The sequence below is a fragment of the Roseomonas sp. CCTCC AB2023176 genome (assembly GCF_042259275.1).
Taxonomy (GTDB): Bacteria; Pseudomonadota; Alphaproteobacteria; order Acetobacterales; family Acetobacteraceae; genus Roseomonas.
This window is the reverse complement of record NZ_CP170086.1, coordinates 3,710,005-3,725,750: the sequence shown is the minus strand read 5'-3', so window position 1 is coordinate 3,725,750 and position 15,746 is coordinate 3,710,005. Positions and strand designations below refer to the sequence as shown.

The window sequence follows — 15,746 nt, the reverse complement described above, 5'->3', positions numbered from 1 at the left end:
CCCCCGGTCAACGCGATGCGCGGCCTCGCCCGACCTCCTGGCGCAACAGTGGCCGGTCCGCGCAGCGGTTCGGGGGCTGCCCGTCCACGACATGCGAGAGCACGACGCTGCCGGCGGCCGTCACCAACCCGCCGCAGGCCGCGACGCGAAGCATCCGTCGCAGGGGAGGCAGCAGGTCCCGCGGGCCGAGCGCGGCGGCCCCCTTGAAGGCCTCCGCCCGGACCGCGTGGATGCGGTTGGAGTGGTTCGTCGCGGAGAGGTTCCAACCCGGCGGGATGCCGCCGGCCACCGCCACCTGTCCGCGGCCCTCAGGGCGGAACGAAACGATACGCACGGCCGGCCCGAACCGGATGTAGCGCGGCCCGGCCTCGACGGGCGGTGCGGCCACTGCCGGCAGGAGGGACGCGCGGAGGATGGCACGCGTCATGGCCGAGCCGCCTCCGCCCGGGCTGCGGCGCCGCGCGGCAGCCCCGCGACCCCCATCACCATCCCCGCGCAGACCAGCGCAACCCCGACGAGCCCCAGCGCTCCCAGCGGCTCCTCCAGCAGCGGCCAGGCGCCGAGTGCGGCCAGCGCCGGGACGACGGAGGTGATGGTCGTCGTGGGTCCTGGCCCCAGCGCGACGACGGCCCGTGCGAAGAGGAACCCCGCCACGATCACCGCCACCGCCCCCTGCCAGACGAACTGGAAGGCGATCGCGCCCCAGGGCACGGCGTGGAGGTTGGTTGGCAGGGCGAAGACCCAGACCGGCAAGAAGAACACCGCGGGCCAGAAGGCGACCGCGATCGTCGCGTCCAGCGCCGGCACACGCCAGGACCGCAGGAGGATCGTGAAGGTCGCCCAGTTGAAGGCGGCGCAGAGGAACAGCAGGTCCCCCCGCCACGCACCGGGGTTGTTCCGCATCGTCGAGGACGCCAGCAGGACGATGCCCGATGCCACCACCGCCAGGGCCGCAGCGCGACGGCGCGTCCACGGCTCCCGCAGCACCAGCGCCGCCAGGGCCGCGGTCTGGAATGCCAGTGTACCCGGCATCATCACGGCACCATGCGCCGCCGGCGCGAAGGCAAAGCCGCAATAGGCGAGGATAGGAAAGCCGAACCCCGCCGTCCCGACCAGCGCGATGCCTCGCCCGAGCCCGAGCCGCGGGAACCCCGCGCGGCGATCAGCGGCAGGATGAAGAGGAACGCCCCGGCGTAGCGCAGCGCTGCGGTATCCCACGGCGTCAGGGCCTGCTTCGCCGAGAGCCGCGAGAACAGGATGAACCCCGCCCAGACCAGCAGCAGCGCGAAGGCGCAAGCGAGGCCGATCCGGCGCTCCCGCGCCGCCCGCGCCGCCCCGTCCATCGGCTCCGACCCGTCCGGCATGGGGGGAGACTAGGGCGTCGCGCGCCGGGCGGCGACCGGCGCTGGCCCGCCGCTTCGGAATGGCCGATACGACGGCCATGAGCGAGCGACCGGCCTACCTTCCCGGCGATCACCTGCCGGCCATCACCATTCCCGACGCGGCGGGGCAGCCCTACGCCCTGATGCACCAGGCCATCGCGGGGCTGCACCGGATCCTCATACTGGGGCGTGAGCCCTCCCCCGCTGCGCTGGCCGCCGCGGAGGCTCCGCTCCGGCACCGCGAGGCGATGCTAATCCTCGTCCGGAACGGGCAGCCGGACGGGGCACGGCGGAGCGGCGGGCCGGTCCGGGTCTTCGATCCCCAGGGGCAGTTGGGGGCGGTGCTGGGCCTGCCTTCGGGCGGGGTGGCAGTCATCTCGCCCCGGGGTCGCCTTTCCCTCTCGCTCCGGGGCGCGACGCCGGACGAGGGGCTGCGCGACGCCCTCGCCACCCTGCCGGAGCCCGTCGAGCCCCCGGTGTTCCGCAGCGGCGCGCCGGTCCTGATCGTGCCGGACGTGCTGGAGCCCGACCTCGTCGCCGCCCTGCTGCGGCACTGGGAGGCGGGCGAGAAGCAGCGGGACCGCGTCGCCGCGTCGTCGGGCGGCCAAGTGGACGCGCCCTCCATCAAGCGCCGCGCCGACGTGATGCTGGATGACCGGGCCCTGCACGCCGCCTTCCAGGCGCGGATCGAGCGGCGGGTGATCCCGGAAATGGCCCGCGCGACGCGGTTCCGCGCCGTCAGCTTCGAACTGCCGCGGATCGGCTGCTACGACGCGGCCGATGCCGGCGGCTTCGGCGCGCACCGCGACAACCGCACGCCCACGACGGCTCACCGCCGCTTCGCGATGAGCCTGAACCTGAACACCGGGGATTACGAGGGCGGGCAGGTCCGCTTCGCGGAGTTCGGGCCGGAGCTCTACGAGCCGCCGAAGGGAGGCGCCGTGATCTTCTGCTGCGACCTGCTGCACGAGGCGCTGCCCGTCACGCGCGGACGGCGCTTCGCCATCTTCACCTTCTTCACGGATGCCGAGGGCTCCGCGCAGGAGAAGCGGTTGATCGAGGAGCACCGGGCGAAAGGCTTCACCGGCGTCACGCTGCGCTGAGGCCGATCCGCGCGGGGCGGGATTCGCCCGGAGCGGTGAACCGGTCCTGCGGCCGACGGACCGGCGCCGCCGGTGCCCGAGACGGTCGGCGGATCCGGCTCGGTGGATCCGGCGCCGTCAGCCCTTCCGCGCGGCGCGCAGCAGGAACTCGCGCCCGACCTTCACCCGCGGCACGCCGTCGTAGGAGATGATGTCGGCCGTCGCGTAGGTCTCGCCCCAGGCATCGGGGATGAACGATCCGGTGCCTACGACGTCAACCGGCGCCTTGGCTTCGGCCATGACGCGGCATTTGCCGACCCCGAAGCCGGAGGACGCGATGATCCGCACCTTCGGGAAGCCGGCCTCGTCCAGCGCTTCCCGCATGCGCCAGATCGCCGCGGCGGAGACGCCGGTCCCCGTGAGGTAGCGGAGTTCGGTCTCCGAGCGGTATCGGCGAATGGCGCCGGGGACGTGCCGTTCCAGCACGGCGTAGGATTCCTGGGGATCGAGCCCTTCGAGGAAGCGGCCGCCATGGGTGTCGAGGCGCACCGCCATCTTCCCGGCCGCTGCGAGGTCGGGGAAGCGGCGGCAGACCGCCAGGCCGTCCGTCACCTCCATGCCGAAATAGTCGGTGAGGACCGTGAGGTTCTGGTCCGGGAAGACCTCGTGGAACATCTCCGCCGCGCGGACGGTGGAGCCGGCATAGCCGATAAGGGCGTGCGGCATCGTCCCGAGGCCGCGTTCGGCGCCGTAATAGGCGGCGGTCGCATCGTTTGCGTTGCCGATGAAGCCGCGCGCGCCCTCGGCCTTCGCAGCCTCGCTGCCGACGGCGGCAGCGTAGGCCATCAGTTCCTGCATCTCGGCGCCGGCGCAGTGGCGGGCTTCCATGGCCAGGAACGGTACGTGCGGCAAGGCGAGGCACATCTGGTAGGCGTTGTGCGCCGCGACGCAGGCCGCGCCGAGTTTCTGGAGCAGTAGCGTCTCCAGGTCCGACAGGTGGATGAAGGAGCCGGTGACGTAGAGGATGGGATCGCCCGCGCCGACCCAGGCGCCTTCGGCGTGCAGGATTTCCACGTCGAAGCGCGCGTTCCGCAGCCGCGCCGCGCTCTCCAGCCAGTCCAGCATCAGCCTTGGGGCGGAAACGACGGGACGGCGCAGGAAAATGGCGTATGTGACGCGGCAATCGCCGAACTGGCCGACGATCGCTTTCGTGCGCTTGAAGTAGCTGTCCGTTCGCGCGGCGATGTCGGCCTCGCTCGCGACGGGGGCGTGGCCGGGGGGAAGGGCGTCCATCGGCGGGAGGTGCCGACCTACTGCGCGGCGCGCAAGGGCAGGCCGGTCATGTCGGCCCGCCGCGCCTTCAATTCCTCGGCGAGGAGGAAGGCCAGCTCCAGCGACTGCTCCGCGTTCAGCCGCGGGTCGCAAAACGTCGCGTAGTTGCCGGACAGGTCGGCCTCCGACAGGCGGTGCGCGCCGCCGAGGCATTCGGTCACCTCGCGTCCCGTCATCTCCACGTGCACGCCGGCGGGCACCGTGCCCTCGGCGTGGTGCACGTCAAAGAAGGCGCGAGTTTCCTTGAGGATCGCGTCGAAGGAGCGGGTCTTGTAGGCGCCGGCCGCCCCGCTGAAGACGCTATGCGTGTTGCCGTGCATCGGGTCGCAGATCCAGGTGACCTTGCGGCCGGCGCGGGCGACGGCACGGGCGAGCGGCGGCAGCTTTTCGCTGACCTTGTCGGCCCCCATGCGCGCGATGAGCGTCAGCCGCCCCGCCTCGTTCCGCGGGTTCAGCCGCTCGGTGAGGCGCAGCAGGTCGTCCGGGTCCTGGCTCGGGCCGACCTTCATCCCGATCGGGTTGGAGATGCCGCGCATGAACTCGACATGCGCGCCGTCCAGTTGCCGCGTGCGGTCGCCGATCCAGAGGAAGTGCGCGGACGTCGCATACCACTGGCCCGGATGCGTGGAGGGATCGCGGGTCAACGCCTGCTCGAAGGGCAGCAGCAGGGCTTCGTGGCCGGTGTAGAAGTCGGTCTCACGGATCTGCGGGGCATTCGCGCTGTTCATGCCGCAGGCCGCCATGAAGCGCAGCGTCTCGTCGATGCGGCGCGCGAGGTCGGCGTAGCGGTCCGCAAGCGGGGAGCGCGCGACGAAGCCGAGGTTCCAGCGATGTACCTCGTGCAGGTCGGCGTAGCCGCCGGTCGCGAAGGCGCGCAGCAGGTTCAGCGTCGCCGCGGCCTGCATGTAGGCAAACTCCATCCGCGACGGGTCGGGTGTCCGCGCCTCCGGCGTGAAGTCCGGGCCGTTGATGATGTCGCCGCGGTAGGATGGCAGCGAAACGCCGCCCTGGGTCTCGGTGTCGGAAGAACGGGGTTTGGCGAACTGCCCGGCCATGCGCCCCATCTTCACGACGGGGGTCCCGCCGCCGAACGTCAGCACCACGGCCATCTGCAGCAGCACGCGGAACGTGTCGCGGATGGTGTTGGACGTGAAGTCGGCAAAGGATTCCGCGCAGTCGCCGCCCTGGAGGACGAAGGCCTTTCCTTCCCCCGCCAGCGCGAGCTGCGCCTTCAGCCGGTCCGCCTCACCTGCAAAAACGAGCACGGGGTATCGGGCGAGCTTGCGCTCCATCGCCTCCAGCGCGGATGCGTCGGGATAGGACGGAACCTGCCGGATCGGCTGGTCGCGCCAGGAGGCGGGGTGCCACTTCGACTCGTGACGCGGGGTCTCGTTACGCGGGGTCATCGGGAAGGCTGGTCCGTGCGGTGGGCGCGCTCTCCGGCGCGGCGCCGCACCATAGGGGGGCGACGGGTCGCGGGGGAAGCGTCGCTGCCCCCTGACGGCCGGGACTTGGCTCCCTAGATGGAGGAATGTCCATCTTTCCAGGAGGCTCCATGAACCGGCGCATGCTTCTCGGCGCGGCCACGCTCCTTCTCCCCACCGGCACGGCCCTGGCCCATCACGGCTGGGGCTGGGCCGAGGGGGAACAGACCACCCTTTCCGGCACCATCCGGCAGGTCACGATCGCCCCGCCCCACCCCGTCCTGCAGGTCCAGTCGGCAGACGGCGCGGTCTGGACGGTGGAACTCGGCAATCCCAACCAGACCAGCCGCGCGGGCTTCGTCGACGGCGTGGCCAAGCCGGGCGACCGAATCGTCGCGCTCGGCAACCGGTCCCTGAACCAGGGGGAACGCCGGCTGAAGGCCGTGCGCGTGACGGTGAACGACCGGCAGTTCGACATTTATCCGGAGCGGATCGGCCGGACCAGCTGATCCGGCGTGGAGCAGGATGCCTGGACGGCGCTGTCGGAATGGGTCGTCCCGGCGGCGCTGCGCCGCTCCTCGTCCCTTTACGCTGCGGTGAACGCCGCGCACATCATAGGCATCGGGCTGCTGCTCGGCGCAATCGCAACGCTGGATGCGCGTCTGCTCGGTGCGTTCCGCCGGACGCCCGTCGCCGCGATCGGCCCGCCGCTGGTGCGCGTCGCCGGGACGGGGCTCGGGGTTGCGATCGCGACCGGTGCGCTGCTCTTCTCCGTGCGACCGGCGGAATACGCGGCAAACCCCGCCTTCCTCGCGAAGCTCGCCCTCGTCGCGCTTGGCCTGTTGAACGTCGCGGCACTTCGCCTCGGCCCGGGCTGGCGGCACGCACTCGCGGGAGGGGACCTCACCGCGGCCGTCCGCCTCGGCGCGGCCGCCTCCCTGGGGATCTGGATCGCCGCGATTCTCGCGGGGCGCTGGATCGCCTTCGTCGCCTGACGGCTCAGGCCGCCTTCGCCGCGTCCCCGACCCGCCGCGTCGCGGTGCGCAGCGTCACGAATTCCTCCGCAACCGTCGGGTGGATGCCGATCGTTGCGTCGAGCTGCGCCTTCGTCAGCCCGTTCACCACCGCCACCGCCATGCCCTGCATGATCTCCGGCGAATCCTCGCCGAGCATGTGGGCGCCCAGCAACCGGCCGGTCCCCGCCTCCACCACCAGCTTCATCAGGGCACGCCGCCCCGCGCGCTTGGTGATGGTATGGCGCAGTGGCGTGAAGCGGGCGGTGTAGATGTCGGCGGGGCCACGGACCGCCGCCTCCTCTTCCGTCAGCCCGACGCTCGACATCGGCGGCGTCGTGAAGACGGCCTTCGGCACGTTCTCGTAGGACACCTTCCGTGGCCGGTTGCCGAAGAGCGTGTCGGCCAGCGCGTGTCCCGTCGCCGTCGCGAAGGGCGTCAGGTTCACGCGGTCGGTCACGTCGCCCAGCGCGTAGATATGCGGCACATTCGTCGCGTGGTCGTCGTCCACCGGGATCGGATGGCCCTCCCGCGCCGTCAGGCCGGCGGCTTCCAGGTTCATGCCCCGCGTGTTCGGCGCGCGGCCCGTCGCAAGGATCACGGCATCCGCCTCGACCACCTTGCCGGAAAGGAAGCGCACGACCTTCGTGCCGCCCCGCTCCGTGATCTCCGCCGGCGTCTCGTTCGGCAGGAGGGTCAGGCCGTTCTGCGTCAGGGTCTCGGCGATCGCCTCGCGCAGTTCGTGATCGAAGCCGCGCAGCGGCAGCGACTGGCGATAGGCCACCGTGACCTCCGCGCCCAGGCCGTGCAGCAGGTTCCCGAACTCCAGCCCGATATAGCCGGCGCCGACCATCAGCACGCGGCGCGGCATTTCCTGCAAGGTGAACAGGTCGTCCGAAATCATCCCGAGCGCGGCGCCCGGAATGCTAGGGCGCGTGGGATGGCCGCCGACCGCGATGACGATCCGCGCCGCCGTGACGCGCTGCGCCCCGTCCGGCGTCTCGACCTCGATCTCGTGCGGGCCGAGGAACCGCGCCCGCCCCTCATATGTCTTCGCCCCCGCCGCGTTGAGCATGCGGGCATAGACGGCGGCAATCCGCCCCACCTCCTCGTCCCGCGCGCGGACGAGGGTCATCCAGTCATGCCGCCGTTCCCCGAAGGACCAGCCGAAGGCCGCGGCATCCTCGGCCCAGGTGCCGTACTCTGCCGCGTTGACCATCAGCTTCTTCGGCACGCAGCCCACGTTGACGCAGGTGCCGCCCCAGAAGCGCCCCTCCGCGATGCCGACGCGGGCGCCGTGGGTCGCGGCGATGCGTGCGGTCCGGACGCCAGCCGAGCCGCCGCCGATGACGAAGAGGTCGAAGTCGTAGGTACCACTCATGGAACGGAAGGTCGGGTCAGGGGCGGGCCAGGGCAAGCCCCGTCCGAGGCATGGGACCGATGCCCGGCACCTAATGCCGCCCGCGCCGCGGCGATCCGCTCGCGGGCGAAAGCGAGGACGGCGCGCGCTTCCTCCGGTCCGGCCAGGGCGCGGAGCGGCACCGCGATCCCCTGCACGTGGCCGATCCAGAACAGGAGGAGGCCGTCCGCCTCCTCCGCCTCCGTGAAGACCCGCCAGGCATGGAGGGCGTTCCCGGCCTCGCCCGCCGAGCCGACCCCCTCCGCCCCAATCCGCACCCGGCGCGGCAGGCGCTGCACGTCGGTCGAGGCAAGCGCGAAGGCCGCGACGCCGCGCTGGTAGCGGGCAATCGCCCCGCGCATCGCAAGCAGCCCGGCGACGTAGGCGCCGAGGATGAGGAAGCCCAGGCCCCAGGCCGACCCTTCGTCGTGCACGATCCCCAGCTCGCGCACCGCGAGCGCGCCGAGGAAGGTTATGGCGAGGCCCAGCAGCGTCTCCCGCCACGCCGCCGGGCGGGGCGCGGCGGCACCCGTCCGCACCGCGGCGCGCCGGGCATAGGCGGCGAGTTCCGCGTCCGTCAGCACGAACTCCGCCTCGAAGGACGGCCCTGCCACGATCACGTCTCCGCCCACATCCGCAGGAGGTTCGCGTAGGACCGCGCGATCCGGTGGAAGGTCTCGCCCGCCCCCTCCCGCGCGTGGACGGCAATCCGCGCGGCGGCGAGGTCGAAGAGCACCTCCCGCGCCGCGGGATCCCGCACCAGGCTCTGCGCCCAGGTCACGGCGACCAGCCGCTCCCCCGCCGTTACCGGAGCGACGCGATGCAGGGTCGTGGCGGGATAGGCGATCGCATCGCCGGCGCCGAGCTTGTAGGCGGCCTCCCCGCCCGGCGAGTCCAGGACCAGCTCCCCGCCCTCGTAGGTACCCGGATCGGCCAGGAACACCGTCACCGACACGTCGGCACGGGTCGGCCCAGACGGGTCGGACATCCCCATCAGCGCGTCGTCCACGTGCAGGTCGTAGGCCGGCGAGCCCTCTGCCACGCAGCGGTAGCGGGCCAGCAGCACGGGACGCAGCCGGCGCGGCAGGGCCGCGGCGCGGAAGACCGCATTCGCGAGCAGCGCAGCGGATACCATCGCCGCGGCTTCCCGCGCGCGCGGGTCGTCCGCGGCCGCCTGCTCGTTCCGCTTAGCCTCCCGCGCGTGCCAGCCGGCCGTGCGCCGCCCATCCTCGAACCGTGCCTCGGACAGGAGGGCGCGGATGCGCGACAGCCGGTCCGGGTCCAGGACGCCGCCGATCGGGACGATCACGGGCGGCGCGCGGTCAGGGCAGGTCTTCCAGGACCAGCTTGAGGTTCGCCGTGGCCGCACTCACGGTGCCTGCCTCCACCGCCCGGTCCGGCCGCGCCGCACCGGGATAGGCAGTGGCGAGGGCATCGAGGGCCGTCCGCATCGCGATCGCGGCTTGCGCATGTCCCGCCGCGTCCAGGGCGGGCGCGACGCCGACAGCCCGGCGCCGCGCCGCGAGGTAGAGGCCGAGGCCGTCCAGATACGGCTCGACCTCCGTCGTCCGCGCGGCGTAGGCGGCCTGGAGCGCGGCACGGTCCGCCAGTTCCCCGATGGCCAGCGCCCGCACCTTGAGGGTCGGGCCGGGCTCCGGCGCCCGCGCTTCGGCCAGGACGAGCGCCTCCAGCACCGCGTCCACCGCCGCCACGATCCGGTCGGCAGGCGCGCGCTCCAGCGCAAGGTCCCGGGCGCGTTCCATCGGCGCCTGCAGGTCCGGCGCACCACGGGCCTTCAGCACCTCCTCCATCGGCACGAGGATCTCGACGATCGGGTGCGCGAAGAGTGCGGAAGCCGTCTGCACGTCACCCGCCAGGTAGGCCTCCCTCCCCGCGAGGTAATGCGCCGCAGCGACGTCCAGCGCGGTGACGTAGGCGACCGGGTCGGTCCCGGCACGCGCGGCGTCGATGCCGCCCTCGCCACCCTCGCCCCCTTCCCCGCCCTCACCTCCGCCCATCCCGCCCGACGCGGGCACCTGCGCCTGCGCCGGGGCTTCGGAGCCCGCGAGGACGACGAAGGCGCCGAGGCCGAGCCAGAGCTTCGTTCGGCGCGTGATCGGGGGTGGCGTGCTCATGCGCTCAGGCCCCCAGGCCGCCGAGAAGGCAGTACTTGATCTCCATATATTCCTCGATGCCGTACTTGCTGCCCTCGCGCCCCAGGCCGGATTCCTTCACGCCGCCGAAGGGCGCGACTTCCGTGCTGATGATGCCCTCGTTGATGCCGACGATGCCGCTCTCCAGCGCCTCGGCGACGCGGAAGATCCGGCCGACGTCGCGGGCGTAGAAGTACGACGCCAGCCCGAACTCCGTGTCGTTCGCCAGGCGGATCCCCTCCTCCTCCGTCCCGAAGCGGATCAGGGGCGCCATCGGCCCGAAGGTCTCCTCGCGCAGCACCTTCGCGGAGAGCGGGACGTCGGTGAGGATCGTCGGCTGGAAGAAGTTGCCACCGCGCTCGTGCCGGTGGCCACCGGTCAGCACCTTCGCGCCGCCGGCCGTGGCGTCGGCGATGTGTTCCTCGACCTTCGCGACGGCGTCGGCATTGATCAGCGGGCCCTGGGTCACGCCAGGCTCGGTGCCCGGGCCGACCTTCAGGGCCTCGACCGCCGCCTTCAGCTTCCCGGCAAAAGCGTCGTAGACCCCGTCCTGCACGAGGATGCGGTTGGCGCAGACGCAGGTCTGGCCCGTGTTGCGGAACTTGCTGGCCATCGCGCCCTGCACCGCCGCGTCCAGGTCCGCGTCGTCGAAGACAAGGAAGGCCGCGTTGCCGCCGAGTTCCATCGACGTCTTCTTGATGGTCGAGGAACACATCGCCAGCAGCTTGCGGCCGACCTCGGTACTGCCGGTGAAGGAGACCTTCGCGACGTCCGGGTTGGTGCAGAGCTCCTGGCCCTGCTCGCCGGACGGCCCGGTGATGACGTTGCAGACGCCCGGCGGCATGCCCGCACGTTCCGCCAGCACTGCCAGTGCCAGCGCCGAGAACGGCGTCTGGGAGGCCGGGCGGATCACGCCCGTGCAGCCCGCGGCCCAGCCCGGGCCGGCCTTGCGGGTGATCATTGCGGCCGGGAAGTTCCAAGGCGTGATGGCCGCGAAGACGCCGATCGGCTGCTTCATGACAAGGATGCGGGTGCCCGCCTTGAAGGTCGGGATGACGTCGCCGTAGACCCGCTTCCCCTCCTCGGCGAACCATTCGATGAAGGAGGCGGCGTAGGCCACCTCGCCCTTCGCCTCGGCCAGCGGCTTTCCCTGCTCAGCCGTCATGATGGCCGCGAGGTCGTCGGCATTCGCGTGCATCAGGTCATGCAGGCGCCGCAGGATCGCCGCGCGCTCCTTGGCGAGCATCGCGCGCCACTTCGGCTGGGCGTCCTTCGCCGCGGCGATGGCGCGGCGCGTCTCCTCACGCGACAGTGAGGGAACGGTGCCAATCACGTCGCCCGTGGCGGGATTCCGGACGGAAATCGTCTTGCCAGAGGCGGCCTGCACCCAGGCATCGCCGATCCGGTTGGCCTGCCGGAACAGGTCGGGGTCGCGGAGCGGGATCTTCGCAGCGGCGTCGAGCATGGCGGCATCTCCTTCCCTTGCGCCGGGAAGGATAGGGTGCCCGACCCCCGCTGTCAGCGCCCGCGCATGCGCGGCAGTAGCGCCGTCAGGACGCCGAGCCCGGGCAGAAAAGAGCAGATGCGGTACACCGCGTCCAACCCGATCCGGTCCGCCATCTCCCCCAGCGCCGCGGCACCGAGCCCGCCCAGGCCGAAGGCGAAGCCGAAGAACAGCCCGGCGACCAGCCCGACGCGGCCGGGCATGAGGTCCTGCGCGTAGACGAGGATGGCGGAGAAGGAGGAGGCCATCACGAAGCCGATCACGACCGTCAGGGCAACCGTCGCGGTCAGCCCGACATAGGGCAGCGCAAGGGTGAAGGGCAGCGCGCCGAGGATGGAGAACCACATCACCGGCAGCCGCCCCACCCGGTCCCCGACCGCGCCGCCGGCGAGCGCACCAAGCACGCCCGCGCCGAGATAAACGAAGAGCAGCACCTGCGCCGTCTCCACCGACACCTGAAACCGCTCGATGAGGTAGAAGGTGTAGTAGGACGACAGGCCGGCCGTGTAGACCATCTTGGAGAACACGAGCGCGACGAGGACGGTGATCGCGAACGCCACCCGGGTACGCGACAACCGGCGGTCCGACGCGCCGACCGTCACGTTCTTCCGTGCCGCCGGCGCCAGCCGCCGCGCGTACCAGATGCCGACCCGGTAGAGGACGAGCATGCCGAGAAGGGCGGCGCCCGAGAACAGCACGAGGCTCTTCTGCCCCTGCGGCGCGACGATGAAGGCGGCGAGCAGCGGCCCGACCGCCGTCCCGAAATTCCCGCCCACCTGGAACAGGGATTGCGCGAGGCCGTAGCGGCCACCCGAGGCCATCCGCGCGACGCGCGACGATTCCGGATGGAACACCGCGGACCCCACCCCGATCAGCGCGGCGGAGACGAGGATCACCCCGTAGCTGTGTGCCTGCGACAGCAGCAGAAGCCCGACGAGAGTGGACCCCATCCCGATCGCGAGCGAATACGGCATGGGCCGCCGGTCCGTCACGATCCCCACCAGCGGCTGCAGCAGCGACGCCGTGCATTGGAACGCGAGCGTGATGAGCCCGATCTGCCCGAAGTCGAGCGCGTAGTTCTCCTTCAGGATCGGGTACATCGCCGGGACCAGCGACTGGATCATGTCGTTCAGGAAGTGACAGAAGCTGAGCGACAAGAGGATCGCGAAGGCCGTCCCGGTCTCCGCGACCGGCGCGGCGGACGCCGCGGCCGGTGTTTCGGCGCCCTCGCGCCCGATCGCGGTCTGGCTCATGGGTTGAAGGCTATTCCACCGTCACGGACTTCGCGAGGTTCCGCGGCTGGTCGACGTCCGTCCCCTTCAGCACCGCGACCTGATAGGCGAGAAGCTGCACCGGTATCGCGTAGAGGATCGGCGTCACGAAGGGATCCACCGTCGGCAGCACGACGACGCGATGTGCGAAGCGCCGCAGCGCCGGCGCGCCCTCCGCATCGGTGAAGGCGATGATCTTCCCGCCCCGCGCCGCCGCTTCCTGCAAGTTCGACGCCGTCTTCTCGAACAGCGGTCCGGACGGACAGAGGGAGATGACCGGCACGCTGGAATCGATCAACGCGATGGGGCCGTGCTTCATCTCGCCGGCGGCGTAGCCCTCGGCGTGGATGTAGCTGATCTCCTTCAGCTTCAGCGCGCCTTCCATCGCGATGGGGAAGAGGCTTCCACGCGCGAGAAAAAGGACGTCCCGCGCTTCCTTGACCTCGTTCGCGACCTCCTCGATCTCCCCGCCGCGCTCCAGGATGGTTGCCGCGTGCTCCGGCACCTCGAGCAGCGCGCTGGTGAGCCGCGCTTCCTCCTCGACAGAAATCGCGCCGCGCGCGCGCGCGAAGTTCAGCGCGAGGCAGGCCATCACCGACAGCTGCGCCGTGAAGGCCTTGGTCGAGGCCACCGCGATCTCCGGCCCGGCCACTGTCATCAGCGTGGCGTCGCTCTCGCGCGCCATGCTGCTCTCCGGCACGTTGACGACGGACACCAGCGATTGCCCGCCGTTCCGCAGCATCTTCATCGCGGCGAGGTTGTCCGCCGTCTCCCCCGACTGCGACACGAACAGCGCCGACCCGCCCTTCGCGAGCGGCGGGTCGCGGTAGCGCAGTTCGGAGGCCACGTCGGCGTCGCAGGGGATGCGCGCGATCGTCTCGAACCAGTAGCGCGCGGTCTGGCAGACCAGGAAGGCCGACCCGCAGCCCGAGAGCCAGAGGCGTGGCAGCGTCGCCGGGTCGAAAGGCAGGTCGGGCCGCGCCACGGCGCGCGTCGCGGGGTCCACGTATTGCGTCAACGTGTCGCCGATCACCGCGGGGTGCTCGTGGAGTTCCTTCTCCATGAAGTGGCGGTAGTTGCCCTTGCCGATCGCGGCGCCGGTGATCGCCGTAACCTTCACCGCCCGCTCCACCGGCCGGTCCGCCGCGTCGAAGACCTGCGCGGAGGCCTCGTCCAGCACCGCCCAGTCGCCCTCATTCAGGTGCGCGATCCGGCGGGTCAGCGGCGCCAGCGCCAGCGCATCGGAGCCGACGAACATCTCACCCTCGCCGTAGCCGATAGCGAGCGGCGCACCCTGCCGGGCTGCCAGCAACTTGCGCTTGTGTCCCGCGAAGATGGCGGCCAGCGCGAAGGCCCCGTGCACCCGCTTCAACGCGCCGGAGAACGCTTCCTCCGGCGACTGCCCCTCGGCCAAATGGTGGTCGACCAGCCTTGCGAAGGTCTCGGTATCCGTCTCCGTCTCGAACTCCTGGCCCTTGGCTTCCAGTTCCGCACGCAACTCCGCGTGGTTTTCGATGATGCCGTTATGCACGACGGCGACGCGCGCGGTCCCGTGCGGGTGGGCGTTCCGCGTCGTTGGCGCCCCGTGCGTCGCCCAGCGCGTGTGGCCGATCCCCGTCGTCCCGGGCAGCGGGTCACCGTCCAGCACGGAGGCGAGGTTCGAGAGCTTCCCCTCGGCACGCCGCCGATCCACGTGCCCGTTCACGAGCGTCGCGATGCCCGCGCTGTCGTAGCCGCGGTATTCCAGCCGGCGCAGGGCCTCCAGCAGCCGGGGGGCCGCATCCTCACGACCGACGACGCCGACGATGCCGCACATCAGCGGGGCTCCTTTTTCTGCGAGGCGCGGAAGGACGCAGCGCGGCCGGGCTTAGCGTCCTGTCGCGCCCGCCCGAAGGCCATCGCGTCGGCCTCCACGTCCTGGGTAATGGTGCTGCCGGCCGCCACAAAGGCGCCTTCGCCCAAGCTCAACGGCGCAACGAGCGTCGCGTTGGACCCGACGAACGTTCCGGCGCCGACTTTAGTGCGGTGCTTATTCACGCCGTCGTAGTTGCAGGTGATCGTTCCGGCCCCGATATTGGACTTGGCCCCGATCTCCGCGTCGCCGAGGTAAGCGAGGTGGTTCGCCTTGGCACCGTCGCCCAGCACGGCCGCCTTCAGTTCCACGAAGTTCCCCACATGGGCCGCGGCACCGACGACCGTTCCGGGTCGCAGCCGGGCGAAGGGGCCGATGACAGCGCCGCGGCGGACGGTTGCGCCTTCCAGGTGACAGAAGGCGCGGATGTCAACCTCGTCCTCGACCGTGACGCCCGGGGCGAAGACGACGTTCGGGCCGACCGTCACGTCCTGCCCAAGCACCGTGTCGTGGCAGAACGTCACGCTGTCCGGTGAGACGAGGGTGGCGCCGTTCGCCATGGCCCGCGCACGCAGCCCGCGCTGGACCTGCGCCTCGGCCTCGGCCAGTTCGGCGCGGGAGTTGATGCCGCGGCATTCGGCCTCCGGCGCCTCGGCGGCGACGGCACGACGCCCCTCGGCGCGTGCCAGGGCCACGACCTCGGTCAGGTAGAATTCGCCGGTCGCGGGGCTCGCCGGCACGGCGCGCAGCCAGCGGAACAGGTCGGCGGCGGCGGCGCAGACGACGCCCACGTTGCAGAGGCCGACCGCCCGCTCCGCCTCCGTCGCGTCCTTCCATTCGACCACCCGACTGATGCCGCCATCCAGATGGGGCAGGACGCGGCCGTAGCGTGCGGGGTCGGCGGGGCGCATGGCCAGCAAGGCGAGGTCCGCGTTCGCCCGCGCGGCGAGGAGGCGCCGGAGCGTCGCCGCCTCGATCAGCGGGTTGTCGGCATAGAGAACGGCAACGTCGCCCTCGAACCCGTCCAGAAGCGGCGCGGCCTGGAGCGCGGCATGGGCGGTCCCCAGCCTATCCGCCTGCACGACCGTCGGGTTCGGAGCGGCGGCCTTTTCCAGCGCGGGCATGTCCGGGCCGACGACGACGACCACGCGTTCGAAGGCCCCCTCCACAGCCGCGAGGAGGTGCCGCAGCATCGGCCGACCGGCGATGGGGTGCAGCGCCTTCGGCAGCGCCGACTTCATGCGCGTGCCCATGCCGGCGGCGAGGAGGATCGCAGCGTTCGCCATGCCGGGCATAGGCCCCGTTTCAGGGCCACGCCGCAAGCCGGGGCCTCC

The 15,746-nt window shown here is 71.5% G+C and carries 16 protein-coding genes; 3 read left to right on the top strand and 13 right to left on the bottom strand.

Annotated elements, in window-relative coordinates; all coding sequences use genetic code 11:
• Positions 1-7: 7 nt before the first annotated feature.
• From ACE7GA_RS18655 to ACE7GA_RS18645, 3 genes are read right to left on the bottom strand one after another with little or no spacing between them, the layout of a single operon-like run.
• Positions 8-427, bottom strand: coding sequence for a hypothetical protein (locus ACE7GA_RS18655; RefSeq protein ID WP_376089813.1), 420 nt, complete (start codon positions 425-427; stop codon positions 8-10).
• Positions 424-1,035, bottom strand: a complete 612-nt coding sequence (locus tag ACE7GA_RS18650; RefSeq protein WP_376089810.1) for an EamA family transporter — start codon at positions 1,033-1,035, stop codon at positions 424-426. Before ACE7GA_RS18650 ends, ACE7GA_RS18655 begins: the two co-directional genes overlap by 4 nt.
• Positions 1,035-1,364 (bottom strand): hypothetical protein, encoded by a 330-nt coding sequence (locus ACE7GA_RS18645; RefSeq protein ID WP_376089807.1) that lies wholly within the window; start codon positions 1,362-1,364, stop codon positions 1,035-1,037. Before ACE7GA_RS18645 ends, ACE7GA_RS18650 begins: the two co-directional genes overlap by 1 nt.
• Before the next feature lie 77 nt (positions 1,365-1,441).
• On the opposite strand from ACE7GA_RS18645, the gene ACE7GA_RS18640 reads away from it, so the two are divergent.
• Positions 1,442-2,485 carry a 2OG-Fe(II) oxygenase family protein gene (locus ACE7GA_RS18640; protein WP_376089804.1) on the top strand — a complete coding sequence of 348 codons (1,044 nt, stop codon included), beginning with the start codon at positions 1,442-1,444 and terminating at the stop codon, positions 2,483-2,485.
• A gap of 117 nt (positions 2,486-2,602) precedes the next feature.
• On the opposite strand, the gene ACE7GA_RS18635 is transcribed toward ACE7GA_RS18640, so the two are convergent.
• Both ACE7GA_RS18635 and ACE7GA_RS18630 read right to left on the bottom strand, forming a co-directional pair.
• Positions 2,603-3,757 carry a nicotinate phosphoribosyltransferase gene (locus ACE7GA_RS18635; RefSeq protein ID WP_376089801.1) on the bottom strand — a complete coding sequence of 385 codons (1,155 nt, stop codon included), beginning with the start codon at positions 3,755-3,757 and terminating at the stop codon, positions 2,603-2,605.
• Positions 3,758-3,774: 17 nt separating this feature from the next.
• Positions 3,775-5,202, bottom strand: coding sequence for a class II 3-deoxy-7-phosphoheptulonate synthase (locus ACE7GA_RS18630; RefSeq protein WP_376089798.1), 1,428 nt, complete (start codon positions 5,200-5,202; stop codon positions 3,775-3,777).
• A gap of 149 nt (positions 5,203-5,351) precedes the next feature.
• Here ACE7GA_RS18630 and ACE7GA_RS18625 point away from each other — a divergent pair, with 149 nt between their 5' ends.
• Together ACE7GA_RS18625 and ACE7GA_RS18620 are read left to right on the top strand one after the other, a co-directional pair.
• A complete protein-coding gene (locus tag ACE7GA_RS18625; RefSeq protein ID WP_376089795.1) occupies positions 5,352-5,729 on the top strand; it encodes a DUF6152 family protein in 378 nt (125 codons plus the stop codon).
• A 6-nt stretch (positions 5,730-5,735) separates the two neighbouring features.
• Positions 5,736-6,215: a DUF2214 domain-containing protein gene (locus ACE7GA_RS18620; protein ID WP_376089792.1), complete on the top strand. Its 480-nt coding sequence runs from the start codon at positions 5,736-5,738 to the stop codon at positions 6,213-6,215.
• 4 nt (positions 6,216-6,219) lie between these two features.
• Here ACE7GA_RS18620 and gorA read toward each other — a convergent pair whose 3' ends face one another.
• From gorA to glmU, 8 genes are read right to left on the bottom strand one after another with little or no spacing between them, the layout of a single operon-like run.
• Positions 6,220-7,614, bottom strand: a complete 1,395-nt coding sequence (gene gorA / locus ACE7GA_RS18615; RefSeq protein ID WP_376089789.1) for a glutathione-disulfide reductase — start codon at positions 7,612-7,614, stop codon at positions 6,220-6,222.
• Complete coding sequence (locus ACE7GA_RS18610; protein WP_376089786.1) at positions 7,611-8,246, bottom strand: hypothetical protein; 636 nt, start codon at positions 8,244-8,246, stop codon at positions 7,611-7,613. Before ACE7GA_RS18610 ends, gorA begins: the two co-directional genes overlap by 4 nt.
• 2 nt (positions 8,247-8,248) lie before the next feature.
• Positions 8,249-8,941 carry a Fe2+-dependent dioxygenase gene (locus ACE7GA_RS18605; protein ID WP_376089783.1) on the bottom strand — a complete coding sequence of 231 codons (693 nt, stop codon included), beginning with the start codon at positions 8,939-8,941 and terminating at the stop codon, positions 8,249-8,251.
• Between the two features lie 13 nt (positions 8,942-8,954).
• Positions 8,955-9,767 (bottom strand): hypothetical protein, encoded by an 813-nt coding sequence (locus tag ACE7GA_RS18600; protein WP_376089780.1) that lies wholly within the window; start codon positions 9,765-9,767, stop codon positions 8,955-8,957.
• A 4-nt stretch (positions 9,768-9,771) separates the two neighbouring features.
• Positions 9,772-11,250 (bottom strand): NAD-dependent succinate-semialdehyde dehydrogenase, encoded by a 1,479-nt coding sequence (locus ACE7GA_RS18595; RefSeq protein WP_376089777.1) that lies wholly within the window; start codon positions 11,248-11,250, stop codon positions 9,772-9,774.
• A 53-nt stretch (positions 11,251-11,303) separates the two neighbouring features.
• Positions 11,304-12,542, bottom strand: a complete 1,239-nt coding sequence (locus ACE7GA_RS18590; RefSeq protein ID WP_376089774.1) for an MFS transporter — start codon at positions 12,540-12,542, stop codon at positions 11,304-11,306.
• Positions 12,543-12,552: 10 nt separating this feature from the next.
• Positions 12,553-14,376 (bottom strand): glutamine--fructose-6-phosphate transaminase (isomerizing), encoded by a 1,824-nt coding sequence (glmS, locus tag ACE7GA_RS18585; RefSeq protein ID WP_376089771.1) that lies wholly within the window; start codon positions 14,374-14,376, stop codon positions 12,553-12,555.
• Positions 14,376-15,698 carry a bifunctional UDP-N-acetylglucosamine diphosphorylase/glucosamine-1-phosphate N-acetyltransferase GlmU gene (gene glmU, locus ACE7GA_RS18580; RefSeq protein ID WP_376089768.1) on the bottom strand — a complete coding sequence of 441 codons (1,323 nt, stop codon included), beginning with the start codon at positions 15,696-15,698 and terminating at the stop codon, positions 14,376-14,378. The genes glmS and glmU overlap by 1 nt, the downstream gene beginning before the upstream one ends.
• Positions 15,699-15,746 lie beyond the last annotated feature (48 nt).